Genomic DNA, 25,202 nt, shown 5'->3' on the forward strand with positions numbered 1-25,202 from the left:
CCTTCGACAAGCAGGGGGCGAACGGGTAGAGCGTTGATCATGCTCATTCTCGGACTCGAATCCTCCTGCGACGAAACCGCGGCGGCGCTGATTACCGGCGATCGCCAGATCCTGGCGCACCGCCTTGCCGGCCAGGAAGCCGCGCATCGGCCGTTCGGCGGCGTGGTACCCGAGATCGCCGCACGCGCGCATGTCGAGGCGCTGATGCCGTTGATCGAGGGCGCGCTGAGCGATGCCGGCGTCAGCTTGGGCGCGGTCGATGCGATTGCCGCCACGGCCGGGCCGGGGCTGATCGGCGGCGTCATGGTCGGGCTGGTCACGGGCAAGGCGCTGGCGCACGCCGCGGGCAAGCCGCTGATCGCGGTCAATCATCTCGAAGGCCATGCGCTGTCGCCGCGGCTGACCGATCCGGCTCTGGCCTTTCCCTTTCTGCTGCTGCTCGTTTCAGGCGGGCATTGCCAGTTGCTGCTGGTCGAGGGCGTCGGCGCCTATCGCCGGCTGGCCACCACGATCGACGATGCCGCCGGCGAGGCGTTCGACAAGACCGCCAAGTTGCTTGGCCTGGGCTTCCCTGGCGGTCCGGCGGTGGAGCAGGCCGCGCTAGCCGGCAATCCATATGCGGTGCCGCTGCCGCGCCCGCTGAAAGGATCGGCCGAACCGCATTTCTCGTTTGCGGGCCTCAAGAGTGCGGTGTCTCGCGCCGTCGATACCGGGCAATGGAGCGCGGAGGATATTGCGGCCTCGTTCCAGCAGGCGGTGGTCGATTGCCTGCTCGATCGCACGGCGCGGGCGCTGGACCGCGCGGGTGACGCGACGGCCCTGGTCGTGGCGGGTGGGGTCGCCGCCAATCAGGCGGTGCGCGCCGCGCTCGAAGGGCTGGCGACGCAATACGGGCTGCGCTTCGTCGCGCCGCCGCTTTGGTTGTGCACCGACAACGCGGCGATGATCGGCTGGGCCGGCGCGGAACGCTTTGCCGCGGGCCTCACCGACCCGCTGGATATTGCCGCGCGCCCGCGCTGGCCGCTTGATCCAGACGCGGAAGCGGTGCGCGGCGCGGGGGTGAAGGCGTGAAGATCGGGGTTATCGGTGGCGGCGCGTGGGGCACCGCCTTAGCGCAGGTCGCGGCGCGCGGCGAGCGCGAGGTGGTGCTATGGGCGCGCGAGCCCGAGGTGGTGGCGGCGATCAACGAGACGCACGTCAATTCTGTGTTTTTGTCCGCCGTGCCGCTTCCCGAAACGATCCGCGCGACCGGCGATCTTGGTGAACTCAGGCATTGCGAGGCGTTGCTCGTCGTGGCGCCGGCGCAGCATGTTCGCGCGGTGCTGTCGGCGTTCGGCAGCGGCACCATGCCGCTCGTGCTGTGCGCCAAGGGGATCGAAGCAGGGACGCAATTGCTCGTCGGCGAAGTCGCGCATGCCGTGCACCCGAACGCGCCGATCGCGGTGCTGTCCGGCCCGACCTTCGCGCACGAGGTCGCCGCCGGGCAGCCGACCGCAGTGACGCTGGCCTGCGAGGACGAAGCATTGGGCGCGCGGCTGGCCGAGCGGCTCGCGGGGCCGGCGTTTCGCACCTATGCCTCGAATGACGTCATTGGCGCTGAGATTGGCGGCGCGGTGAAGAACGTGCTCGCCATCGCCTGCGGCGTGGTCGAGGGCGCCGGGCTGGGCCAGAATGCGCGCGCCGCGCTGATCGCGCGCGGCTTTGCCGAAATGACGCGTTTTGGACTGGCGCGGGGCGCGCGTGCGGCGACGCTTGCCGGCCTGTCCGGGCTTGGCGATCTGGTGCTGACCTGTTCATCGACCAATTCGCGCAATTTCTCGCTGGGCGTCGGCCTGGGCGAAGGGCGTGCCGCAACCGAATTGCTCGCCGATCGTCGCACCGTGGCGGAAGGCGCGTTCACCGCGCCGGTGCTGCGCGAGGCGGCGTTGGCGGCGGGGATCGACATGCCGGTGTGCGATGCGGTGTGCGCGCTGCTGGGCGGGGCCGATGTGCAGGACGTGGTCGGCGCGTTGCTGGCGCGGCCGCTGACACGCGAATACGGGTGATGCGCTGGGCGGCTTTGCTGAAGGGGGTCAATGTCGGTGGCAACCGCAAGCTTCCGATGGCGGACCTCAAGATGCTGATCGAGAGCCTTGGCTACACGGCGGTGAAGACGCTGCTCGCGTCGGGCAATGTCGTTTTCAGTTGCGACGAAAGCGATGGCGCGGTGATCGAGGCTGGGCTGGAGCAGGCATTGACGACGTTAGGGCTGACCACCGACGTCTTGGTGCGCAATCAGGCTGATATCGAGGGCATCCTCACAGCCAATCCGTTTCCCGATGCCGCGACCGATCATCCCAGCCACTATGTCGTCGCCTTCCACCGCGACCCCGTGCCCGACGGCCTGATCGCGCGGGTTCCCGAACTCTATCAAGGTCCGGAGCGAATGGCGGCAATCGGGCGTGAACTGTATGTCGATTACGCCGACAATATCGGCGAGTCCAAGCTGCCCCAGGCCATGGCCAAGCTTAAATTCCCCAAGCTGGCGACGGCGCGCAACTGGAACACGGTGCTCAAGCTGCGGGCCTTGCTGGCCTGATCAGTGGAAGTCGCGTGATTTGGGGATGATGCGTGCATCGCGGGGATGGCCGTGGCGGGGCGTGTCGTGGCCGCTGCGCTGTTCGAGTCTACCGGGATAACGCGAGGGCTGTCCGCTTTCGAATTCGTCGCACGGCATCAAATGCAGTGTCTTGCGCTCGCTCTGCGACAGATGATCGAGCATATCGGTGCGATCGATCACGCGCGTCGCCATCAGATGGACGACATTGCCATCGCGCGGACCGGCCTTTTGCACTTCGCCCTCGACCAGCATCAACCGCGCCGACATCACTTCGCGGCGGAAGCGTTCGAATTGGCGCTCCCACAACACGATATTGGTGACGCCGGTCTCGTCCTCGATCGTGACGAAGATCGCCTTGCCGTTGCCGGGGCGCTGGCGGACCAGCACGATCCCCGCGGTGCGCACGCGCTGGCCATGGCGCGCGGCGGACGTTGCGGCGCAGCTCGATACGCCCTCCGCATCCAGCACGTCGCGCAGGAAATGCATCGGGTGGTTCTTCAGCGACAGCCGCGTCATCTGATAATCGGCGACGACATGCTCGGCATCCGACATGGCCGGCAGGCTCATATCGGTTTCCTCGCCGAGTTCGCGCGCGCTGGCTGCGGCGAACAAAGGCAAGGCGGCATCGGGCGTGCGACGCACTTCCCACAAGGCCGCGCGGCGATCGAGCGCGATCGAGCGAAACGCATCGGCATCGGCGAGCAAGCGCAGCGCGCGTTGCGGGAGCGCGGCGCGGCGGGCGACGGATTCGATCGTGTCATACGGCGCGTCCAATCGTGCCGCGGCGAGCGTGGTCGCCCAACTCTGCTTGAATCCGGTGATCTGCCGAACGCCAAGTCGCAGCGCCAGCCCGTCTGCGCCGGGCTCAAGATGATTGTCCCAACCGCTGGCGTTTACATCGATACCGCGCACGTCGACCTGATGCTCGCGCGCGTCGCGGACGATCTGCGCCGGGGCATAAAAGCCCATCGGCTGTGCATTGAGCAAGGCGCAGGCGAAAACGGCGGGGTGATGGCATTTGATCCACGACGAGACATAAACCAGCCGCGCGAAGGACAAGGCATGGCTTTCGGGAAAGCCGTAACTGCCGAACCCCTCGATCTGCTTGTAGCAGCGCTCGGCAAAATCGCGCTGATAGCCACGGCCAACCATGCCCTCGACCAGCTTTTTGCGAAAATTGTGCATGCCGCCGACATTGCGGAACGTGGCCATCGCGCGGCGCAGCTGATTGGCTTCGGACGGCGTGAACGCAGCGGCGACGATCGCCAGCTTCATCGCCTGTTCCTGGAACAGCGGCACGCCAAAGGTCTTGCCGAGCAAGTCCTGCAGTTCATCGGGCGGGCCGAATCTCGGATTGGGTGAGGGATATTCCACGTTCTCGATGCCGCTTCGCCGGCGAAGATAGGGATGCACCATGTCACCCTGGATCGGCCCGGGGCGAACGATCGCCACCTGAACCGTCAGATCGTAGAGATTCCGGGGCTTTAATCGCGGCAGCATGTTCATCTGCGCGCGGCTTTCGACCTGGAACACGCCGATACTGTCGCCCTTGCCCAGCATGTCATAAACCGCCGCATCGTCGGTATCGAGATCGACCTCCAGATCGTGGTCGCCAAGGCCATGCTGGCGCATCAGCGTGAAGCTTTTCTGGATACAGGTCAGCATGCCCAGCGCCAGGATATCGACCTTCATCAGGCCGAGCGCATCGATATCGTCCTTGTCCCATTCGATAAACGTGCGGTCGGCCATCGCCGCGTGATGCAGCGGCACGGTTTCGTCGAGGCGGTTTTCGGTCAACACGAACCCGCCGACATGCTGCGAGAGATGGCGCGGGAACGGCGCTTCGAGAATCTGCTGCATGATGAAACGCAGCCGGGCGATCTCGGGATTGGCGATGTCAAAGCCCGCCTCGGCGATGCGCCGCTCTTCCATATCGCCGGAATGGCTGCCCCAGACGGTGCTGGCCATCCGTTCGGGAATATCGTCGCTCAGCCCCAGCGCCTTGGCGACTTCGCGCACCGTACTGCGCGAGCGATAATGCGCGACTGTCGCCGCGATGCCGGCGCGGTGCCGGCCATAGCGCCGGTAGATATATTGCATCACCTCCTCGCGCCGCTCGTGCTCGAAATCGACATCGATATCGGGCGGCTCGTCGCGCTCTTCGGAGACGAAGCGTGAGAAGAGCAGATCGTGTTGCATCGGATCGATCGAGGTGACGCCGAGCAGGAAGCAGACCGCCGAATTGGCTGCCGAGCCGCGCCCCTGGCACAGGATCGGGGGATTCTGCGCGCGCGCGAAGGCCACCAGATCGTGCACGGTGAGAAAATAGTAAGCGTAACCGCGGGCGTTGATCAGCGTGAATTCCTCGCTGAGCGTGGCGATCACCTTGGGCGGCATGTAATTGGGATAGCGCTCGATCGCCGCCTGCCAGGCGATATGCTCGAGCCAGGTCTGCGCGTCCCAGCCCTCTGGCACGGGTTCGTGAGGATATTCGTAGCGCAGTTGTTTCAGATCGAAGCTGATGCGCGATAGAAGAACCTGCGTCTGTGCGATCGCATCGGGATGATCGCGAAATAGCCGTGCCATCTCCTCGGGTGTTTTGAGATACCGCTCGGCATTGGTCTCCAGCCGCTTGCCTGCCGCGGCGATCGTCGTGCCCTCGCGGATGCAGGTGAGCACGTCGTGCAACGGGCGTTGCGCGGGCGTGGCGTACAGCACATCGTTGGTGGCGAGCAGCGGCACGCCGGCCTGGCGCGCCATGCGTTGAAGGCGAACGAGCGCGCGGCTGTCGCGCCCGTGATGCGGCATCGCCGCGCCGAGCCAGACACTGTCAGGCGCGGCGCGGGACAGGCGTTTGAGCGTCGTGACGATATCCGCGTCGGGTTTAGGCACGAGGCGCAGCAATGGTTTTGGCGGATCGGCGCTATCGTCGAATTGGTAGGTCGCTGGATGACGGTGTGCTTCTTGGTCTTGCGCGGTCGATCCCGGCAGCACGATGAGCAGCAAATCCTGGCAATAATCGATCAGATCGTCGAAATTCAGGATGCAATCGCCCTTTACCGCACGCAGATTGCCGCGCGTTAGCAGGCGGGTGAGGCGGCCCCAGCCATAGCGCGTGGCGGGATAGGCGACGATGTCCGGCGTGCCGTCGGCGAACACCAAGCGCGCGCCGACCACCAGCCGCAGATCGACCTTGCAGCCGGCCCATTCCTCCGGCGTCAGTTCCTCTTTGTCGCCGGCGGCTTTCTTCGCGGCGAGCATGGCGACGCGATTCTTGTCGGGCGCGTTCTTCAGCGCTGACCAGGCGCGCACCACGCCGGCCACCGTATTGCGGTCGGCAATGCCGATCGCGTTCATGCCCAGCCGCCACGCACGATCGAGCATGTCCGAACCGTGACTCGCCCCGCGCAGAAACGAGTAATTGCTGGCCGCCACCAGCTCCGCAAACCCCGCCGTGCTCACGCGAACAGCCCGTGCATATACCAGCCCGGATCGCGCCGTTCGCTTTCGTACAGGCCGTGGCGGAACACCCAGAAGCGGCGGCCGCGCGTGTCCTCGATGCGGTAATAATCGCGCGTCAGCTTGGCGCCGGCCTCGTGCCACCATTCGGCGGCGATGCGCTCCGGGCCTTCGAAACGCAGCACATCGTGCAAGGAACGGCGCCAGCGGAACTGGCGCGGCGGGCCATCAGGAACTTGCGCGGTGACCTGGATCGGTTGCGGCGGATCGAACATGTGCAGCGGACGCAGCGGTGGTTCGCCGGTTTCGGGTTCGGGCCAGTTTGCCGGGCCGGTGGCATCGATCGCCGGCAAGGTGAGCACGGCCTGTTCGGGAATATGCGTGTCGCGTGGGGAGAGGCGGCGGAAGCGGCCGCGGCCCATCCGCGTGCTGAGGCGATCGATCAATGCGGCAAGCTCGCCCTCGGCCACCGCGCCGCCCTCGAGCAGCAATTGCGTTGGCGCCAGTGGCGCCAGCGTCGGCACGGCCAGGCGGATCAGATCGAAGCCGAAGCCCGGATCGATCGGATCGGCGAGCGTATCCAGCCGTTCGTCGAACAGGCGCATCACCACCTTGGGATCGCGCACCGGCAGGCTGGTTTCCACCGCGAGATCGATCGCCAGCCCATCGCTGCGGAAGAAGCGCGCGGCGAAGCGGCGGCCGCCGAGATGGCGCTCCTCCATGTCCTGCGCGGCCTCGGCGGTGAGTTCGCCAAGGATCTGCAGCGCAAAGTCGGTGCGCGCGATCGGCTCGGCCAGGCGGCGCTCGACCATCAAGGCGGGGGCGACACGGCGGGCGACGATGCGGCTGTCCGATTTGCCCAGCAATCGGGCGAGCGCATCGGTCATCGCAGCGCCGAAGCGCGCGGCGAGCGGGCCGGTCGGGCGGCCGGCGAGATCGCCGATGGTCTTCAATCCGGCGCGGCGCAGCGCGAGTTCGGTGGCATCGTCGAGCCGCAGCGCGACAACCCCCAGCCGCCGGATCGCGCCTTGTTCGTCCGCCGCGGGCATGGTCTGGAACCGCGCCAGCGCCTGCGCCGCCTCGGGCGTGGCGGCCAGCGCGTGGCGCGCCTGCAGGCCATAAGCGGCAAGGCGCGCGACGAGATCGTCGGCCAGCGCCTGCTCCGAAGCGAACAGATGCGCGCAGCCGGTAATGTCGAGTGTCAGGCCATCGGGCGGATCGATCGCCACCAACGGCGTGTAGCGATCGCAGCCATCGGCAATGCGCTCGAGCAGCAGATGATCGGCGACCGGATCGTGATCGAGCGCGACCAGCTCGGGCACGCGGGCGCGCGCGTCGGCCAGCGTCATGTCGACCGTGATGCCCAGCGCTTGCGCGCGCGCATCGAACGCGGCGAGGCGCATGGCGCCGCGGATCTTTTCGATCAACGCATAAGGCGCGTCCACCGGCGCCGTGCCGTCACGCGCGCGCCGTTCCGCCGGCAGCAGCGGGAACCACAAGCCCAGGTAGCGGCGCGTCCGGGGGGAGGCCGGTCGCGACGTGCCCTTGTTCACGGAAGATTGCCTGGTCACGATCCCATTCCACACTCCATCGTCCGCCGGTCCTGCCACCGCGCTGACGCACCAATTCGATATCCAGCGCCGGAAAGCCCGGCGCATTGGCCTCCAGCGGCAGCGCCGGCAGCGCGCGGATCGCCCAGCGCGTCGCCGCGGCGCTTGGCCCCTGTTCGGCGCCGACGCGCAGCAGCAAGGCGGTGACGCCCGACGCCTCGGTCGCCACCGCCAGCCGCCGGGTCGCGGTCAGATCCAAGGGTCGTGGATTCTTCCACAGTTCGATCACCACCACGCCGACCTCGGCGCAGCGCGCCACGTCCGCGGCAACGCGCAGCAGGCTCAGCGGATCGGGCAAGACGCCCACCACCAGATCGACGGAACCGATGCCAAGTTCGATCAGCCCGGGCATGTGCAACATGCCGCCGGCGCGTTGCACTTCCTCCTGCCGCAACCACATGACGGGCGATCCCGCGCGTGCCGCGCGGCGCACGATCATCGAGGCGAAGCCGCCCGCGCTGCTGGCATCTTCCGTGTCGGCGAAGATTTCGTGCAGCCGCGCGCGTTCCAGCCCGCCGCCGAGCCGCGCATCGATTCCGCTATGGCCGAGTGGGATGACGCCGGACGTTTCCGTCTGGCGCAGCCCCTCAACCTGGGAGATACGCTGCCGCAGAGCGGCGATGGCAATGGGCGACTCGCGCATAACATGTTCCTGTTATGTTCCAATGCCGCCGATCGACACCTGGAGTCAAGACAGGTTGCGCGGGGCTAAACCGGCCCGATGCCGTTGACGAGCATATCGGCGACCGTATCCGCGATCGTCTCGGCGGCGATATCCTCGGCCCACACGCCGTAGCGCAGCCCCAGGAAAACATTGATCCCCATCAGCGCCCAGGCGTGAATTTCCGACACATCGGCGCGGATTTCGCCGCGCGCCGCGCCCGCCTTGAGCCGTTCCGCGATGCGCTCCGCCGTGGTGGCATAATGCAGGCGGAAACTGTCCGGATCGACGAATTCCGCTTCATCGATGATGCGGTACAATTCCTTATGCCCGCGCACGAAGCCGATGAAATCGCGCAAGCCGGCATGTTCGGCGGCCAACTGATCGCGCGCGGCGCGGATACCGGGGGCGACATGATCGCGCACCTGATCCGACATGTCGCGCACCAGCGCACGAAACACCGCGTCCTTCGAATCGAAATAGGTGTAGAAACTTCCCAGCGCGACCCCGGCGCGGCGGGTGATGCCGCTGATCGAGGCATCATGAAAGCCGCGCTCGCCGAATTCCAGCGCCGCTGCATCGAGGATCGAGCGCATCGTGCGGCGGCCGCGCTCGGTGCGCGGCGCCTTGCCTGCGCCGGTGGCGTCGTGGCGCTCGCCTGGCGGTGGTGTCGGCCTATCGCCTGCTCCGGACATTTTTTCGCTGCTCCCCTCAACCCTAAGTTGAAACCTGGTTCAGGTTTCAGTATAACGTGCTCCAACGGCGCACAACCCGGATCACCGGCCGCATTTCAAGCGGGGCGCATAGTGGGGAGGATTATATGTCACGTCACACATCCGCGCGCCTTTTGCTCAATGCCGGGGTCGCCTTGTTCGCGCTGGCGGCGATGCCGGCGGTCGCACAGGACACGTCCGATCAGCCGATCAGTGGCTTTGACACGGCGGCGGCCGATGGCGACATCGTCGTCACCGCGCGGCGCCGCGAGGAGCGGCTGATCGACGTGCCGGTGGCGATCACCGCGTTTTCGGGCGCGCAGCTCGAGGCATCGGGCGCGATCGACGTGACCGACATCGCCAACGTCACGCCCAACGTCACGCTGGAAGTGTCGCGCGGCACCAATTCGACGCTGAGCGCCTTCATCCGCGGTGTCGGCCAGCAGGATCCGGTCGCCGGGTTCGAGGCGGGCGTCGGCATCTATCTCGACGACGTGTATCTCAACCGCCCGCAGGCCGCGGTGCTCGATATCTATGATGTCGAGCGGATCGAGGTGCTGCGTGGGCCACAGGGCACGCTTTATGGGCGCAACACGATCGGTGGCGCGGTGAAATATGTCACGCGGCGGATCGGCGATGATCCCACGCTCAATGTGCGCGCCAGCTATGGCAGCTATGATCAGGCCGATGGCGTGATCAGCGCCAGCACGCCGCTGGGCAATTCGGGGTTCAAAGTGGGGGCGGCGGTGGCGCGATTGAGCCGCGGCGGGTTCGGCGATAACCTCACGACGGGGCAGGAGAATTACAACAAGGATCTTTGGGGCGCGCGCGGCACGCTGCAGTTCGCGCCGAGTGGCGACGCGTTTTTTCGCCTGTCAGGGGATTATACCAAGGATAACAGCAACACGCGCGGCGGCCATCGCCTGATCGCACCGCTCAACGGCACCAACTTCCCGGTGCTTGGCGACGTCTATGACAGCCGCGGCGCGCTGATCGCGCCGAAACAGGAGGTCGAGGCCTATGGCGGATCGCTGTTCGCCGAAGTGAAGCCGGCGGACTGGCTGACCTTCCGCTCGATCACCGGTTATCGCAAGGATGATAGCGCGACGCCGATCGATTTCGATGCGCTCCCTGCGGTCGATGTCGACGTGCCCGCTTTCTACAATAACAGGCAGTTCAGCCAGGAAGTGCAGGTGCTGGTCGATACCGGCCCGTTCAACATGCTCGCCGGCCTCTATTATCTCGATGCCGAAGCCGTGACCGCGTTCGACGTACGGTTGCCCGGCACGGTCACGGCGCTGACCTATGGCAAGGTCCGTACCGATACCGTCGCGATCTTCGGCGATGCGACCTATGATCTCACGCCGCAATTGAGCGTATCGGTCGGTGGGCGCTACACGTGGGATACGCGCCGCTCGCAGGTTCAGCGTAACGTGTATCTCGGCGCGTCGCCCTATTTCGGCGGAACCAGCGCGCCGATCGCGCGGCAGACCGATTTCCGCGGCAGCGCCGATTTCGCCAAGTTCACCCCGCGCGCCTCGATCAGCTTCAAGCCGGCGCAGGACCACCTGCTCTATGCAAGCTATGCCAAGGGCTTCAAGGGCGGCGGTTTCGATCCACGCGGCGTGGGCACTGCGGCGCCCGATTTCAACGGCAACCGCGTCAACGGTGCGGGCGGCGACCAGGCAGACATCTACAATTTCCTGTCGTTCGATCCCGAGACGGTCGAAAGCTATGAAGCTGGCTACAAGGCCTCCCTGTTTGATCGCCGGTTGACGCTGGCGCTGGCCGGTTTCCACTCGAAATACACCGACGTGCAGGTGCCCGGTTCGGTCGGGCAGACGGTTGGCGGGGTGCAAACCTTTATCGGCATCACCACCAATGCGGGGCGCGCGCGCATCAACGGGCTGGAAGCGGAAGCGAACCTCACGGTGCTACGTGGTGCAGACGGGCAGCGGCTGAGCCTGGCGGGCACGGTCGGCTATCTCGATGCGAAATATACCAAATTCATCGATGCGCGCGGCATCGACGTCTCTACGCGGCGCAAATTCCAGAACACGCCCGATCTCACCGCCAGCGGCACGATCGCCTTCACCCAGCCGATCGGCGAGGGCTCGGTCGATCTCAGTTCGACGCTCTCCTACCGCAGCGATTCGCAGCAATTCGAGCTGCGCACGCCCGGTCTTGATCAGCCGAGCTATGCGTTGGTCGACGCCAACATCGTCTACAATCTCAACGACCGCTTCTCCATCGGCGTCCACGGCAAGAATCTGACCGACAAGCAATATATCGTCTCGGGCTACAACTTCCTGGCGCAGAACCCCGACACCGGCGATTTCCTGCGCACCCCCGCCGGCGCGCCGATCCCGACCCTGGGCAGCACCGGCGTGCTCACGGCCTTTTACGGTAATCCCCGGCAGGTGTTCGCCACGCTCACCGCCAAATTTTGAACGGCCACATTCGGCATGGACGGCCGCCAGGCCGACCGCCATGAAGGAGCGGGCGCGGCAACGACCGCGCCCGTTTGCTGACGCCCGGGAGAGCGATTGATGACCGAAACCGTCGCGACGGCGCCCAAAGCGAGCCCCGGCTACAGCGCTCTGGTGCTGGCCATGCTGCTGCTGGTGTATACCTTCAACTTCCTCGATCGGCAGATCCTTGGCATTCTGGTGCAGCCGATCAAGGCCGAGCTGGGGCTGAGCGACACGCAATTGGGGCTGCTCGGCGGCACCGCCTTTGCCATCCTCTATTCGACATTGGCCATCCCGCTGGCGCTGATCGCCGATCGCACCAGCCGTTCCTGGGTGATCACCATCAGCCTGACGGTGTGGAGCCTGTTCACCGCGCTGTGCGGGCTGGCGACGAGCTTCACGCAGATGTTCCTGTTTCGCCTGGGCGTCGGCGTCGGCGAGGCGGGTGGCGTTGCGCCGTCCTACGCGCTGATCACCGATTATTTTCCCCCCGAGCGGCGTGCGCGGGCGCTGGGCATTTATTCGATGGGCATCCCGATCGGACTGGCGCTGGGCACGGTGCTCGGCGCGTTTATCGCTACTTATGTCAATTGGCGCGCGGCGTTCATCACGGTCGGCGTGGCGGGCATCCTGATCGCGCCGGTGTTCCGGCTGATCGTCAAAGAACCCGTGCGCGCCGTCGCGCCGGTGGGGCGTGCGCCGGTCAGCGCGGTGTTCGCCATCCTGGCCCGCAAACCGAGCTTCTGGCTGATGGCGTTCGCCGCCTCGATGAGCAGCCTGGCGGGCTATGGCCTGGCCTTCTGGGTGCCATCGCTGATGATCCGCAGCTATGGCTTCGATCTGCAGGGCGCGGCACTGTATTTCGCCTCGCTGCTGCTGGTCGGCGGGGCCAGCGGGGTATTCCTCGGCGGCGTGCTGGCTGACAAATTGGGCGGCGATCGCGGCAATTATGCCAAATTGCCGGCCTTTGCCTGGCTGATCACCGGGCCGCTGTTCATCGCCGGCTTCCTGTCGCCCTCGCCCTGGATCGCCTGGGCTTTCCTGCTCATTCCCAACGCACTCAACATCCTGTGGCTCGGGCCGATCACCACCGCCGTGCAACATCTCGTACCACCGCATATGCGCGCCACCGCCTCGGCGAGTTTCCTGCTGATCAACAATCTGATCGGGCTGGGCGCCGGATCGTTTGCGATCGGCGCCTTGTCCGATGCGTTGAAGCTCAGCTTCGGGGCAGATGCGTTGCGCTATTCGGCGGTGGCAGTGGCATGCTTCTATGTCTTGGCGACGATCCTGGCGTTTCTGGCGGTGCGGCCGTTGCGGCGGGATTGGGTGGATGAGGTGGCCGGCTAGCGCTCGCGCGTCGCGGCGAATTTCACCTTGGGGTAGCGATCCGAGACATAGCCCACGTCCCACGCGGTGCGGGCCATATAGACCGGGTTGCCGTCGCGATCCTTGGCCAGCTGGTTGCGGTTGATATCGATGAACGCCTTGAGGTCGGCGGGATCCTCCGCCGAGACCCAGCGCGCGGTATCGTACGGCGCCATTTCCAGACCGGCATCGACCTTATACTCGGCCTCCAGCCGGCTGAGCAGAACCTCCAGCTGCAGCTGCCCGACGACACCGATGATCCAGTTCGAGCCGATCTCGGGATAAAAGACCTGCGTCACGCCTTCCTCGGCCATGTCGTCCAGCGCTTTCCGCAACTGCTTGGTCTTGGTCGGATCCTTGAGCGCCACGCGGCGCAGGATTTCGGGCGCGAAATTGGGCAGGCCGGTGAAGCGCACATCGGCGCGCTCGCTCATCGTATCCCCCACACGCAGCGTGCCGTGATTGGGGATGCCGATGATGTCGCCGGGAAACGCCTCGTCGGCCAGCTCGCGATTCTGCGCGAAGAACAGGATCGGCGAATGGATCGCGATCGGCTTGCCGTGGCCCGTCGGGGTCAGCTTCATGCCGCGTTTGAACACGCCCGAGCAGAGCCGCATGAAGGCGATGCGATCGCGATGATTGGGGTCCATATTGGCCTGGACCTTGAAGATGAAGCCGGTGACGTCGGCGCGATCGGGCGTTACGGCTGCGGGCTCGGCCGGCTGCGGGCGCGGCCCCGGCGCGTGCTGGCCCAGCGCCGCGATCAGCTCGGCGACGCCGAAATCCTTGAGCGCGGAGCCGAAATAGACCGGCGTGAGATCGCCCGCGCGATACCGCTCGACATCGAATTCGGCATAGCCGCCCAGCGCCAGTTCCGATTCGTCGGTCAGCGTCTTGAGCCCGGCGGCGGAGATCGTCGCCGCCAGCTTGGGATCGTCCATCCCCGTGAATGGGATCGACGTACCCATGAATTCGCGGCTCGGCCCTTCGGGCTGGCTCAGCGTGTTGGCGTGGAGATCGTACACGCCCTCGAAATCGCTGCCCATGCCGACCGGCCAGCTCATCGGCGTGACATCCAGCTGCAGGATATCGGCGATCTCGTCGAGCAGTTCGAACGGCGGGCGGCCTTCGCGATCGACCTTGTTGATAAAGGTGATGATCGGCACCGAGCGCAGCCGGCAGACCTCGAACAATTTGCGCGTCTGCGCCTCGATGCCGCGCGCCGCATCGATCACCATCACCGCCGAATCGACCGCGGTCAGCGTGCGATACGTATCCTCGGAAAAGTCTTCGTGGCCCGGCGTGTCGAGCAGGTTGAAGGTGAGGCCGTCCTTTTCGAACGTCATCACCGAGGAGGTGACCGAGATGCCGCGCTGCTGCTCGATCTTCATCCAGTCGGAACGCGCGCGGCGATTCTGCCCACGCGCCTTGACCTCGCCGGCGAGATGGATCGCGCCGCCGAAATAGAGCAATTTCTCCGTCAGCGTGGTCTTGCCGGCATCGGGATGGGAAATGATCGCGAAGGTGCGGCGATCGGAAACTTGGGTCATCGCGGCGGACTAGCGGGTTGACGCGGCATGCTCAACCGAGCGGGCGCGCGAATGTTGACAATGTTGAGACGCTGGCGCGGTTTCTGCCCAGGGCGGCGGCGGGATTCTGCCGGTTCGCGGTGAATGTTGAGACGGTTGGCAGCGCGAATGTTGACAATGTTGAGACGGTCGCGCGTTTTGTGGCGGCCGATGAGGGCATCATCGGTCGAGACGCGCGCGCACGCTTGCGGTGAGGGTGAGGCCGGCATGATGGCCAACCTATCATTCCCCTGAAGCTGTAGGACAGCGCCAACGCTCAGAGATTGAGCGTGACGCTCATTTTGATGGATTTCTCGCCCCCGGCCGCGATCTCGAACACGCCCGGCTTGTCGCGGAACTCGCCGGCATAACCGGACGGATCGGCGATGCCGTGCCACGGCTCGATGCACACATAGGCAGCACCGGGCTTGGTCCAGATGCCGAGCGATGGCGTATCGGGGAAGGCCACATCGAGCGTCGGGCCGCCGAACGCGCCATAGGTGACGGCGGACGAGGCAATTGGATCCCATACCAGCGCATCCTCGCTGAACAGATCGTCGCGCAGGCGCAGTGATCGGCCGTCGAGCGGGCTCTCGCGGGGCTCGGGGGCGATCGTGCCGTCCTTGGCGATGCGCTTCAGCGCGCCGGGCTCCTGTTTCCCGAACAGGATGCGGTGGGCGTCGCGCGGCTCGCCGTACGGCAGCGGCCAGGCGAAGGCGGGGTGGAAGCCGAAGCTCGCCGGCATCGGCGCATCGCCGCGATTGATGATCTTAACGGTTACGGTGAGCGTGGCGCCTTCCAGCGCGTAGGTCAGCTCGAGCGCGAAGGCGAAGGGATAGCGCGCGCGCGTCTTGTCGCTGTCGGTGAGGCGGAAGACGGCGTGGTGCGCCTGCACGTCGACCACCTCGAAGTCGCTGCGGCGGGCGAAGCCGTGCTTGTCCATCTTGTAGCTCTTGCCATCGACCCGCAGCGTATCGCCCGCGAGCGCGCCGACGATCGGGAACAGGATCGGCGCGTGGCCGGTCCAGAAGGCCGGATCGGCGTCGGTCATCAGCTCCTTGCCCTGACGGTCGGTGAGCGACGTGAGCTCGGCGCCGAACGGATTGATGCGCGCGGTCAGCTTGGGGGATTTGATGGTGATGAGATCGGTCATGCCCGTTCCGTAGCGGGGGAGGGCGTGGGATGGAATGGCCGTCCTTCCCCGCCGCTGCTCAGGCGCGTCCCGGACGGGGGCGGGGACCGCGCTGCGTTATCGGCGGCGATGATTCGAGAGTTGATCGCTTACCTCCCCCTCCGTCGCCTTCGGCGCCACCTCCCCCTGGCGGGGAAGGATTATCAAGATCGGCACCATTGGTGGAAAGCGGTTCATGAATTGGGCACGATCCTCCCCCGCCAGGGGGAGGTGGCACGCGCAGCGTGACGGAGGGGGAGGGACAGATGCGGCTGGACGGATCGCCCAGCGGCAAACGCCATGCCAAGAGGTTGCGCAGGGAAATGACCCCACCGGAAATCGCGCTCTGGCTGGCGTTGCGGCACAACGAGGCCGGATTGCGCTTTCGCAAACAGCATGCCGTGGGGGATTACGTGCTGGATTTCTATTGCGCGCGGGCACGCCTCGTTATCGAAGTTGACGGCGAGGCGCATGCGCGCGGCGACCGGCCGGCGCGCGATGCCGTGCGCGATGCCTATCTGGTCTCACGTGGTGTCAGCGTGCTGCGCTATCCGGCGACCGACGTGCTGGCGAACACGACCGAAATCGCGTGGCAGATCATCGCGCTTGCGCAGGAGCGGCGGCGACGATTCGAGAGTTGATCGCTTACCTCCCCCTCCGTCGCCTTCGGCGCCACCTCCCCCTGGCGGGGGAGGATGATCGGAAGCCGTCGGTGCGTTATCGGGTGGGTCAATTGGGTGCGCGGTGAAGCGTCAGCCCCGGAGCGTCGCACCCAGCTTGGCCGCTGCCGCCACCACCTTGTCGGCGATGGCCTTCAATTCCGCGTCGGTGAAGCTTTTCGCCTGCGGCTGCAGCGTGACTTCGATCGCCAGACTCTTCTTGCCCTCCTCGACGCCCGCGCCGGTGAACACGTCGAACAGCCGCGCAGCCGTGATCGTCGCCTTGTCCGCGCCCCTGGCCGCGCGGACCAGCGCATCGGCGGCGAGATCGGCCGGCACGAGGAAGGCGAAATCGCGCGTCACCGCCTGCAGCGCGGGCGGGGTGTAGGCCGGGCGCATGAAGCCCCCCGGCCCCTTGGCGCCGCGCCTGGGCGGGATGGCATCTAGATACAGTTCGACCGCGGCGATGGGGCCATCGAGATCGAACGCCTTGAGCACGCTCGGATGGACCATGCCGAACGCGGCGAGCACCGTCTTCGGCCCCAGCCGCAGCGTGCCCGACTGGCCGGGATGCCAGGCCCCCAAGCTATCTGGGCCGGCCTCACCCATCACCTGCAGATTGTCGACCGGCGCGCCGGCGGCGGCGAGCAAGGCGAGCGCTTCGGCCTTGGCGTCGAACGCGTCCGCGCTGATCGCCTTGCCGCCGCGCCAGCCGCGCGGGCGCGCGGCACCGGCGAGCACGACGCCGAGCGTCGAGCGCTCCTTATCGGCGAGATAGCGACGGCCGAGCTCGAACAGGCGCACGCTGGTCGCGCCGTGCTTGAGATTGCGCTCGGCGGCCGACAGCAGGCCGGGGAGCAGCGACGGGCGCATCACCTTCAGCTCTTCGCTGATCGGATTGGCGAGCGTCCAGGCGCCACCGCCGAAGGGGGCGGCCTGCGCTTCGGACAGGAAGCTCCAGGTGACCGATTCGTCGAGCCCGCGTGCGGCGGCGGCGCGGCGCACGCGGCGTTCGAGCTTTTGCTCGGGCGTGGCGGTCGGCCTGGCGACGCCGGGGACGCGCGGCAGCGGGGTGGAGGGGACGTGGTCGATGCCTTCGATGCGGATCACTTCCTCGACCAGATCGGCGGGGCCATCGACATCGCGGCGCCAGCTGGGGATCGTCACCGACCAGTCGGCGTCGATCACGAAGCCGAGCCGTTCGAGAATCTCCTGCTGGCGTGCGGGCGCGATGGCGAGGCCGCCCAGCGTCTCGGCGAGCGCGGGATCATAAGCGATGCTGCGCGGCGCGACGGGCGGCGTGCCGGCGCGCGTCACCTGGCTGGCGGCGCCGCCGCACAGATCGAGCACCAGCTGCGTGGCGATGGCCAGGCCCTGATCGAGGAATGCCGGATCGACGCCGCGTTCGAAACGCTGGCGCGCATCGCTGGTCAGGCCGAGCTTCTGCCCGGTGCGGGCGATCGCCTCGGGATCGAAATAGGCGCATTCGATCAGCACGTCGGTGGTCGTCTCGGACACGCCGGAATGCTCGCCACCCATGATGCCGCCGATATCGTGGACCTGGGCGGCGTCGGCGATCACCGTCATGCTGTCGGTCAGCGTATAGGTCTTGCCGTTGAGCGCGAGCACCTGTTCGCCGGCCTGCGCCTTGCGCGCGACGAGCCCGCCGCTGAGCGTGGCGCGATCATAGACGTGCAACGGGCGGCCGAGATCGATCATCACGTAATTGGTGATGTCGACCAAGGCCGAGATCGGCTTCTGGCCGATCGCGGTGAGGCGGCGGCGCATCCACTCCGGCGCCTCGCCATTGGTCACGCCGCTGACGGACTGGGCGTAGAATGCGGGGCAGCCTTCGATGTCGTCGGTGCGCACGTCGGGTCCGGGGCCGTCGCCGGTAACAGGCGTGACGGTCAGCGGCTTGAGCGTGCCCAGGCCGGCGGCGGCGAGATCGCGCGCGATGCCGTAAACGCCCATGCAATCCTGCTTGTTGGGCGTGATGCTGACGTCGATCACCGGATCGGTGAGGCCGGCATAATCAGGATAGGCGGTGCCGATCGGCGCATCGGCGGGCAGCTCGATGATGCCGTCATGATCCTCGCCCAATTCGAGCTCGCGCGTCGAACACATCATGCCGTTGGACACGACACCGCGGATCTCGGCGACCTTGAGCGTGATGTCGCTGCCCGGGACATAAGCGCCGGGGGCGCCGAACACGCCGACCAGGCCGGCGCGGGCATTGGGCGCGCCGCACACGACCTGCATCGGGCCGTCCCCCGCATCGACGGAGAGGATCTGCAGCTTGTCGGCTTGCGGGTGGCGTTCGGCGCTGAGCACCCTGGCGACCTTGAATTGGGCAAGCTTGGCGCCGGGATTTTCGACGCCTTCGACTTCGAGGCCGATGCGCGTCAGCGTGTCGACGATCTCGTCGAGGCTGGCGGTCGTGTCGAGATGCTGGCGGAGCCAGTCGAGGGTGAATTTCATGCGCCGACTCCGCCGGACAGAGTGGGGACGTCGAGCGCGGAGAAGCCGTAATGCTTGAGCCAGCGCACGTCGCTTTCGAACACGGGGCGTAAGTCGTCGATGCCGTATTTGAGCATCGCCAGCCGATCGATGCCGCAGCCGAAGGCGAAGCCCTGCCATTCATTGGGATCGAGCCCGCACGCCTCGATCACCTTGCGGTGGACCATGCCGGAGCCGAGCACTTCCATCCAGCCATCGGCGCCGCCGATCACGCGCTTGCCGTGCACGTTGCTGAAACCGACATCGACTTCGGCCGAGGGTTCGGTGAAGGGGAAATAGCTCGGGCGGAGCCGCAGCACGACATCGTCGCGCTCGAAGAACGCGCGCAGGAACGTCTCCAGCGTCCATTTGAGATGGCCGAGCGTGATCCCCTTGTCGATCACCAGCCCTTCGATCTGGTGGAACATCGGCGTGTGCGTCGCATCCCAGTCGGAGCGATAGACGCGGCCCGGCGCGATGATGCGGATCGGCTCGCCGGCCCCCGACGAACGGCGCGCGACCTCTACCATGGTGCGGATCTGCACCGGCGAGGTGTGCGTGCGCAGCACCATCGGGGGCTCGTGGTCGCCGGCGAGATAAAAGGTATCCTGCATGGCGCGCGCGGGATGCGTTTCGGGAATGTTGAGCGCGCTGAAATTGTGCCAGTCATCCTCGATCTCGGGCCCCGTCGCGACCGCGAAGCCCAGATCAGCGAAGATTTCCGCCAGTTCGTCCATCACCTGGCTGACCGGGTGGATCGTGCCGGTGGGGGGCACATCGGCGGGGAGCGTCATGTCGAGCGTTTCGCGGGCGAGCCGCGCATCGAGCTCGGCGCGCTCCAGCGCGTCCTTGCGCGCGGCGATCGCCGCGGTAACCGCCTCGCGCAGCCCCTGGATGCGGGGCCCCTGCACCAGCCGCTCCTCGGGCGACATCCTGCCCAAGGTCTTGAGCAAGGCGGTGACGGCGCCCTGCTTGCCGAGCGCATGGACGCGACATGCCTCGAGCGAATCCAGCCCGCTGGCGGTCCCGATCGCGGCGACCAGATCGGTCTGCAGCTGTTCGATGTCGGTCACTTGCTCGGTCACTGGTCACTCCTCGGGCGTATGCCGATAACGAAAAGGGCGCGGGTGGCCTAGACCACCCGCGCCCCTGATGTCGCTTGCTCAAGTCGCCTTAGGCGGCCTGGGGCAGTGCCGCCTTCGCCTGCGCGATGATGGCGCTAAACGCAGCGGCTTCATGCATCGCGAGATCGGCCATGACCTTGCGGTCAAGTTCGATCCCGGCGAGCTTCACACCGTGCATGAACGTGCCGTAGGTCAGGCCTTCCATGCGGACGGCAGCGTTGATGCGCTGGATCCACAAAGCACGGAACGAGCGCTTCTTAACCTTGCGATCGCGATAAGCGTACTGGCCGGCCTTCTCGACCGCCTGCCGCGCGATGCGGATGGTGTTCTTGCGGCGGCCGTAATAGCCCTTTGCCTGCGAGAGAATCTTCTTGTGCTTGGCGTGGGTGGTTACACCCCGTTTGACGCGTGCCATATTCTATTCCTTTCCGCTCAGCCGAGACCGTAAGGCGCCCACGCCTTAACGGTGGCCGTATCGGCCTTGGACAGCACTTTCATGCCGCGATTCTGGCGGATATACTTGCCATTGTGATGCAGCAGGCGGTGACGCTTGCCGGCGACGCCGTGCTTGAGCAGCCCGGTGGCAGTGAGCTTGAAGCGCTTTTTGACGCCGCTCTTGGTCTTGAGTTTGGGCATTTTCGTCCTTTCAGTTTCGCGGAGCGTTTATGAACGGCCACGGCAGCCCATACCGGCCGGGCAGTTCCTCTATACTCGCGGAAGAAGCGGGGCGCATAACCGCCGCCGGCGTGAAATGCAAGGCGCCAAGCCGGGTCGGGAACGATTCGCTTTGGTCGCCGGTTGCAGCCGCTATGGCAGAGATCGACACACCCGTAACGACCGCGTCTGCGTCGGCACCCGGACCAGCGGCCCCAGCGTCCTCCACCGCCCCCTGGCACCAGCGACGCTACGGCAAATACACGCCGCTCGGCTGGCTGAAACGCATCGTGCTGTGGCTGGCGATCGCGATCTTCGTGGTGTGGGCAATATTGTTCATCACCAAAGGGCGGTTCCTGAAGCACGCGTTCGAATCCGTTGCCGGCAAGCTGATGCACCGCGAAGTGACGGTGGGGGGCGACTTTCAGCTGTATTTCGCGCCGTTCGACATCAAGCTGCTGGCCGAGCGGATCAGCGTTTCGAACCCCGCCTGGGCGCAGAAACGCAACCTGTTCGAGGCCGCCAGGATCGATACGCGCATCGCGCCGCTCTCGTTGCTGTTCGGGCGGCGGCGGCTGCACTGGCTGGATCTGACCGATGCGGCGATCGATCTGGAATGGAATGCGGCGCATGATCGCAACACCTGGACGTTCAGCGAAACCAAGGGCGGCAAGCCGTTCGAACTGCCGCTGATCGGCCGTGCGACAGTGGCCGGGACGACGCTGCGCTATCTCGATTCGCAGCTGCTGCTCGATACCACATTAGCGTTCGAGACGATCAAATCGCGCGCCACGCGAATCGAGGATGCCGTGCGCTTTACCGGCAAGGGAGTGGTGCGCGGCACGCCGTTCCGGTTGACCGGCGCGTTGCTCTCGCCCAACCAGACCGCGGCCCGCGGCGCCAACAAGCTCGAGCTGCGCGCCTTTGCCGGGCGCAACCAGATCGACATGACCGGCACGCTGCCGAGCGTCGCCGAGATCGAGGACGTGCCGCTGGCGGTGACCGCGCGCGGGCGCAACGTGGCCGAACTGCTCGCCATCCTCGGCGTGCTGACGCCGGACACGCGCGCCTACCGGCTGACCGCGCAACTCGTGAAAAGCGGGATCGACTACAAGTTTACCGGGCTGAAGGGCCGCTTCGGCGACAGCGATATCGCCGGGCGCTTCACCGTCCGCCAAAGCCGGCCCAAAGTGCATATCGACGCGGCGCTGACCACGCGGCGGCTGGACATCGTCGATGTCGCGCCGTTCATCGGGTATAACCCGGACATCGTAGCATCGCGCGGGGCGATTGCCGCTGCCGCGGCGACCGGCGCAGCCCCGGCGCGCGTGCTGCCCGATGCGCCGCTCAACGTGGCGGCGATGAAGGCGTTCGATGCCGATGTGACCTACCGCGTCGGGCAATTGCGCTCGCGCAGCGTGCCGATTTCCAACATCGCGCTGACGCTCAAGCTCAAGGATGCGGTGCTGACGCTGTCGCCGCTGACCATGACGATGGCGCGCGGCAAGGTCGCCGCCGATGTGGTGATCAACACGCGCCGCCGCCCATCGCTGACCAGCTACGATATCCGCCTCGCGCCGACGCCGATGGGCGTGCTGCTGGCGGGCTGGGGCGTAGAGGAAGCGGGCACGACCGGCACGGTAAAGGCACGGCTCAAGCTCGTCGGGCGCGGCGATACGGTGCACGATTCGCTCAGCACCGCCAACGGGCGGATCGCCATCATCCTGCCGCAGGGCAGCTTCTGGGCGCGCAACATTCAGCTGTCGGAGCTTGATGTCGGCACCTATGCGCAGCGCCTGTTCCAGGGCAAATTGAAGGAACCGGTGCAGATCAATTGCGGGCTGATCGGCTTCACGGTGCGTAACGGCATTGCGGCCGCCGATCCGATCCTGATCGACACCAAGAAGAACGTGATGATCGGGCGCGGCGGCTTCAGCTTCAAGAACGAAGCGCTCGATCTCGCCTTCCGCGCCGACAGCAAGAAGTTCAGCGTGTTCGCCGGGCAATCGCCGGTTGGCATCAACGGCTATTTCTCCAAGCCGGGGATCAGCGTGGTGAGTGAGCAATTGCTGGCGCGGGCCGGCGTGGGCCTCGGGCTGAGCCTGGTGGCGACGCCGCTCGCGGGCATCCTGGCGTTCGTCGATGTCGGCGATGCGGAGGGCGCGGCATGCGGGCCAGTCCTGGCGGGGGCGACGGCCAAGGCGCAGCGCACCAAGGACGGCAAACCGCGCGACGATGTCGGCCGGGGCACGACGGCCAAGGCCGAGGACGGGAAGAAAACGAAGGACGAGCGCAAGGGGCAGAAGAAGAAGTTTTTGGGGATTTTCTGAGGCTGATCGCCCGTATCAACCGTCACCCCAGCGCAGGCTGGGGTCTCAATGAGGAGCGCGCGCGGCCTGCCTCGTTAAGATCCCAGCTTGCGCTGGGATGACGGCGGGGGTGGTACCGTCCGTTACTCCTCAATGGCCGCGGCACTCCAGCGCTTCCATGATTTCTTCGATGCGCGCGGGATCGCCTGCGGCGATGACTTCGCCGATACTGTCGGCAGTCAGTGGATCGCCGGCCCAATCGCACATGCGCCCGCCGGCGCCTTCGACCACCGGCACCAGCGCGGCAAAATCGTGGATCTGCAGATTGGCCTCGACGACGATATCGAGCCAGCCGCTCGCCACGCAGCCATAATTATAGCAGTCGCCGCCCAGCACAGTGCTCATCGTCGCGGCATCGAGATGCTCGAAGGCGTGCAACTGGCGATCATCGAACAGCGCTGGCGACGTCGTGCCGAGCAGCGCCTTGCCAAGCTCGGCGCAGCGCCGCGTGACCGCGGGCTGGCCGTTGAACAGCGTCGGTTTGCCCACCGCGCCGATCCAGCGTTCCTGCAGGATCGGCTGATCGATCACCCCCAGCAGCGGCCAGCCTTCGACCATCAGGCCGATCAGCGTGCCGAAGGTCGGGCGACCGGAGATGAACGCGCGCGTGCCATCGATCGGATCGAGCACCCAGGCACGCCCCGACGTGCCTTCCTTGACGCCATATTCCTCGCCGATGATGGCATCGGCGGGATAGGCTTGCTCGATCAGTGCGCGCATCGCCGCTTCGGCGGCGCGATCGGCGAGCGTGACGGGGGAGGAATCTTCCTTTGCTTCCAGCCCGTGCGGCTGGCGGAAATAGGGGCGGATGGCGGCGCCGGCGGCGTCGGCCAGGCGGGCCGCGAAGGCGATGTCGGTATCGGTGATGCGCATGCCGGCGAGCCTAGCCACGCCGGGCGCACCTTGCCAGCCTTTGCGACTCGCATCCGTAACATTGCGCTGGCACATCAGAACGATGCGCACTCCACTGTTGGCGATCATCATCGCCTCGCTCGCCTCCCCTGCCGCCGCGCAGCTGCGCCCGCTGGTCGAGCCGCCGCTGTCCGCGGCGGTGGCGCGCGACGGGGTCACCGTGTTTCTGCTCAACGAGGGCGCGACGGACGTACCGGCGACCGGGCCGGCGGCGCTCGACACGGTGGCGCAGGATGGCACGCCGCTGCGCCTGATCGCCGCGCCTGACGGCGTGGTGATGGTCAAGGCCGGCGGGTTTGCGCGGCTGCAGTATCGGCTGGCGGCGGCGGGCGCCGCGCTGGCCACGACGCCAGCGGCCCCCGCTGCGCCGGCATCCGTACCGGCGTCCGTGGCGGCGGCCGAAACCATCCTCGTCTCGTCACGCGGCGAATCACGTGGCCTGCTCGATCGCTTTGGCACGCATGAGCCGACTTATGGCGCGTTCGGGCTGCAGGATGCCGGCGGCAAGCTGCAACTGAGCTTCGCGTTCCGCGCGCTGGGGCAGGCCGAGGGGCCGCATCTGAGCTTCGCCTATACGCAGACCATGTTGTGGGCGATCGACCGGTCTTCGGGGCCGATCGGGCCGACGACCTACAGCCCGGAGATATTCGTCGATGTGCCGCTGCGCGATACATTGCTGCTGGGGGCGGGGTATCGTCACGATTCGAACGGCGACGGGCCGGCGAGTTCGATCGACGCCAATCGTTTTTTTGCCCGGGCGACCAAGACGTTCGATCTGGGCGGCGGCTGGCGCGCCGATCTCACTCCGCAGGCGTGGTTTTATGTCGGGCCGCAGGGCGTGGCGCCCGATCTGGAGCGCTATTGGGGCTATACGTCGCTGACCGCGTCGATCGGGCAGCAGGACGGCATCAAGATTGCGGGCACGCTGCGCGGCAATCCCGGCACGGGCAAGGGGGCGGGGGAGATGTTCGTCTCCTATCCGCTGCGCGTGCTCGGGCTGCCCGGCGTGTATCTCTTCGGGCAGGGCTTTGCCGGTTATGGCGAGGCGCTGAGCCGTTATGACCAGCGCGACAGGCGGGCGCGGCTAGGCATCGCTCTCACGCGCTGATCGGTGCGCCAATTGTTGGCGCAATTTCCTATGCGGCGTGGCTCATTGTGCGATCGCAGCACGCTACTTTTAGGAAATAAGGCTTCATTTCAGCCGGTTACAAAACTGGCACGCTCTCTGCAATCATCCTGGCATCGGCGGACGGAATGGTCCGGATCGCCGCCAAGCACAGGGAACAAGATCATGACCGACCGTTTCGAAGCTCTCCAGCGCGCCGCCTTCTCCGCCGTCGCCGCTCTGTTCGTCGCCACACTGAT

19 protein-coding genes are annotated in these 25,202 nt (G+C 66.3%); 8 read left to right on the top strand and 11 right to left on the bottom strand.

The features are described 5' to 3' along the window. Positions 1-36 precede the first annotated feature (36 nt). Genes tsaD through ABC969_RS15495 form a run of 3 tightly spaced genes read left to right on the top strand, consistent with a single transcriptional unit; the run spans position 37 to position 2,578 of the window. Positions 37-1,071, top strand: a complete 1,035-nt coding sequence (gene tsaD / locus ABC969_RS15485) for a tRNA (adenosine(37)-N6)-threonylcarbamoyltransferase complex transferase subunit TsaD (RefSeq protein ID WP_345866094.1) — start codon at positions 37-39, stop codon at positions 1,069-1,071. Then, positions 1,068-2,045 carry an NAD(P)H-dependent glycerol-3-phosphate dehydrogenase gene (locus ABC969_RS15490; protein WP_345866049.1) on the top strand — a complete coding sequence of 326 codons (978 nt, stop codon included), beginning with the start codon at positions 1,068-1,070 and terminating at the stop codon, positions 2,043-2,045. The genes tsaD and ABC969_RS15490 overlap by 4 nt, the downstream gene beginning before the upstream one ends. After that, positions 2,045-2,578, top strand: a complete 534-nt coding sequence (locus tag ABC969_RS15495; protein WP_345866095.1) for a DUF1697 domain-containing protein — start codon at positions 2,045-2,047, stop codon at positions 2,576-2,578. Before ABC969_RS15490 ends, ABC969_RS15495 begins: the two co-directional genes overlap by 1 nt. Here ABC969_RS15495 and ABC969_RS15500 read toward each other — a convergent pair whose 3' ends face one another. The 4 genes from ABC969_RS15500 to ABC969_RS15515 all read right to left on the bottom strand — a co-directional run bounded on the left by ABC969_RS15500 (position 2,579) and on the right by ABC969_RS15515 (position 9,024). Then, entirely contained in the window at positions 2,579-6,061 is a 3,483-nt protein-coding gene (locus tag ABC969_RS15500) for an error-prone DNA polymerase (RefSeq protein ID WP_345866050.1), read from the bottom strand. Beyond that, a complete protein-coding gene (locus tag ABC969_RS15505) occupies positions 6,058-7,461 on the bottom strand; it encodes a Y-family DNA polymerase (protein ID WP_345866096.1) in 1,404 nt (467 codons plus the stop codon). Before ABC969_RS15505 ends, ABC969_RS15500 begins: the two co-directional genes overlap by 4 nt. Positions 7,462-7,516: 55 nt before the next feature. Next, positions 7,517-8,311 carry an ImuA family protein gene (locus tag ABC969_RS15510; protein ID WP_345866051.1) on the bottom strand — a complete coding sequence of 265 codons (795 nt, stop codon included), beginning with the start codon at positions 8,309-8,311 and terminating at the stop codon, positions 7,517-7,519. 65 nt (positions 8,312-8,376) lie between these two features. Then, positions 8,377-9,024 carry a TetR/AcrR family transcriptional regulator gene (locus ABC969_RS15515; RefSeq protein ID WP_345866052.1) on the bottom strand — a complete coding sequence of 216 codons (648 nt, stop codon included), beginning with the start codon at positions 9,022-9,024 and terminating at the stop codon, positions 8,377-8,379. 125 nt (positions 9,025-9,149) lie between these two features. Here ABC969_RS15515 and ABC969_RS15520 point away from each other — a divergent pair, with 125 nt between their 5' ends. Both ABC969_RS15520 and ABC969_RS15525 read left to right on the top strand, forming a co-directional pair. Continuing rightward, positions 9,150-11,492, top strand: a complete 2,343-nt coding sequence (locus ABC969_RS15520; RefSeq protein ID WP_345866053.1) for a TonB-dependent receptor — start codon at positions 9,150-9,152, stop codon at positions 11,490-11,492. 99 nt (positions 11,493-11,591) lie between these two features. Then, on the top strand, positions 11,592-12,863 hold the full coding sequence (locus ABC969_RS15525; RefSeq protein ID WP_345866054.1) for a spinster family MFS transporter: 1,272 nt from the start codon (positions 11,592-11,594) through the stop codon (positions 12,861-12,863). On the opposite strand, the gene ABC969_RS15530 is transcribed toward ABC969_RS15525, so the two are convergent. Together ABC969_RS15530 and ABC969_RS15535 are read right to left on the bottom strand one after the other, a co-directional pair. After that, positions 12,860-14,431, bottom strand: coding sequence for a peptide chain release factor 3 (locus ABC969_RS15530; RefSeq protein WP_345866055.1), 1,572 nt, complete (start codon positions 14,429-14,431; stop codon positions 12,860-12,862). The genes ABC969_RS15525 and ABC969_RS15530 overlap by 4 nt on opposite strands. Before the next feature lie 295 nt (positions 14,432-14,726). Then, a complete protein-coding gene (locus ABC969_RS15535; protein WP_345866056.1) occupies positions 14,727-15,602 on the bottom strand; it encodes an aldose 1-epimerase family protein in 876 nt (291 codons plus the stop codon). Positions 15,603-15,943: 341 nt separating this feature from the next. On the opposite strand from ABC969_RS15535, the gene ABC969_RS15540 reads away from it, so the two are divergent. Further along, positions 15,944-16,261: an endonuclease domain-containing protein gene (locus tag ABC969_RS15540; protein ID WP_345866057.1), complete on the top strand. Its 318-nt coding sequence runs from the start codon at positions 15,944-15,946 to the stop codon at positions 16,259-16,261. A 111-nt stretch (positions 16,262-16,372) separates the two neighbouring features. On the opposite strand, the gene pheT is transcribed toward ABC969_RS15540, so the two are convergent. From pheT to rpmI, 4 genes are all read right to left on the bottom strand, one after another. Next, a complete protein-coding gene (gene pheT, locus ABC969_RS15545) occupies positions 16,373-18,760 on the bottom strand; it encodes a phenylalanine--tRNA ligase subunit beta (protein WP_345866058.1) in 2,388 nt (795 codons plus the stop codon). Then, a complete protein-coding gene (gene pheS / locus ABC969_RS15550) occupies positions 18,757-19,851 on the bottom strand; it encodes a phenylalanine--tRNA ligase subunit alpha (RefSeq protein WP_345866097.1) in 1,095 nt (364 codons plus the stop codon). Before pheS ends, pheT begins: the two co-directional genes overlap by 4 nt. A 100-nt stretch (positions 19,852-19,951) precedes the next feature. Continuing rightward, the gene (rplT, locus tag ABC969_RS15555) at positions 19,952-20,317 is read right to left on the bottom strand and encodes a 50S ribosomal protein L20 (RefSeq protein WP_261293861.1); all 366 of its coding nucleotides are present in this window, start codon (positions 20,315-20,317) and stop codon (positions 19,952-19,954) included. A 17-nt stretch (positions 20,318-20,334) separates the two neighbouring features. Beyond that, positions 20,335-20,538 (bottom strand): 50S ribosomal protein L35, encoded by a 204-nt coding sequence (gene rpmI, locus ABC969_RS15560; RefSeq protein ID WP_261293860.1) that lies wholly within the window; start codon positions 20,536-20,538, stop codon positions 20,335-20,337. 173 nt (positions 20,539-20,711) lie between these two features. Here rpmI and ABC969_RS15565 point away from each other — a divergent pair, with 173 nt between their 5' ends. Next, complete coding sequence (locus ABC969_RS15565) at positions 20,712-22,886, top strand: AsmA family protein (protein WP_345866059.1); 2,175 nt, start codon at positions 20,712-20,714, stop codon at positions 22,884-22,886. A gap of 129 nt (positions 22,887-23,015) precedes the next feature. Here ABC969_RS15565 and hisN read toward each other — a convergent pair whose 3' ends face one another. Next, positions 23,016-23,798, bottom strand: coding sequence for a histidinol-phosphatase (gene hisN / locus ABC969_RS15570; RefSeq protein WP_345866060.1), 783 nt, complete (start codon positions 23,796-23,798; stop codon positions 23,016-23,018). Positions 23,799-23,880: 82 nt separating this feature from the next. Between hisN and ABC969_RS15575 the strand changes: the two genes are divergently transcribed. Next, positions 23,881-24,945: a phospholipase A gene (locus tag ABC969_RS15575; protein ID WP_345866061.1), complete on the top strand. Its 1,065-nt coding sequence runs from the start codon at positions 23,881-23,883 to the stop codon at positions 24,943-24,945. Positions 24,946-25,202 lie beyond the last annotated feature (257 nt).

It is taken from the genome of Sphingomonas qilianensis, assembly GCF_039614825.1.
Lineage (GTDB): Bacteria > Pseudomonadota > Alphaproteobacteria > Sphingomonadales > Sphingomonadaceae > Sphingomonas > Sphingomonas qilianensis.

Coding starts and splice junctions, on each gene's coding strand:
- ABC969_RS15495 (WP_345866095.1), top strand. CDS start 2,045: ATGCGCTGGGCGGCTTTGCTGAAGGGGGTCAATGTCGGTGGCAACCGC.
- ABC969_RS15505 (WP_345866096.1), bottom strand. CDS start 7,461: ATGCGCCTCGCCGCGTTCGATGCGCGCGCGCAAGCGCTGGGCATCACG.
- ABC969_RS15510 (WP_345866051.1), bottom strand. CDS start 8,311: ATGCGCGAGTCGCCCATTGCCATCGCCGCTCTGCGGCAGCGTATCTCC.
- ABC969_RS15515 (WP_345866052.1), bottom strand. CDS start 9,024: ATGTCCGGAGCAGGCGATAGGCCGACACCACCGCCAGGCGAGCGCCAC.
- ABC969_RS15520 (WP_345866053.1), top strand. CDS start 9,150: ATGTCACGTCACACATCCGCGCGCCTTTTGCTCAATGCCGGGGTCGCC.
- ABC969_RS15525 (WP_345866054.1), top strand. CDS start 11,592: ATGACCGAAACCGTCGCGACGGCGCCCAAAGCGAGCCCCGGCTACAGC.
- ABC969_RS15530 (WP_345866055.1), bottom strand. CDS start 14,431: ATGACCCAAGTTTCCGATCGCCGCACCTTCGCGATCATTTCCCATCCC.
- ABC969_RS15535 (WP_345866056.1), bottom strand. CDS start 15,602: ATGACCGATCTCATCACCATCAAATCCCCCAAGCTGACCGCGCGCATC.
- ABC969_RS15540 (WP_345866057.1), top strand. CDS start 15,944: ATGACCCCACCGGAAATCGCGCTCTGGCTGGCGTTGCGGCACAACGAG.
- pheT (WP_345866058.1), bottom strand. CDS start 18,760: ATGAAATTCACCCTCGACTGGCTCCGCCAGCATCTCGACACGACCGCC.
- rplT (WP_261293861.1), bottom strand. CDS start 20,317: ATGGCACGCGTCAAACGGGGTGTAACCACCCACGCCAAGCACAAGAAG.
- rpmI (WP_261293860.1), bottom strand. CDS start 20,538: ATGCCCAAACTCAAGACCAAGAGCGGCGTCAAAAAGCGCTTCAAGCTC.
- ABC969_RS15565 (WP_345866059.1), top strand. CDS start 20,712: ATGGCAGAGATCGACACACCCGTAACGACCGCGTCTGCGTCGGCACCC.
- hisN (WP_345866060.1), bottom strand. CDS start 23,798: ATGCGCATCACCGATACCGACATCGCCTTCGCGGCCCGCCTGGCCGAC.
- ABC969_RS15575 (WP_345866061.1), top strand. CDS start 23,881: ATGCGCACTCCACTGTTGGCGATCATCATCGCCTCGCTCGCCTCCCCT.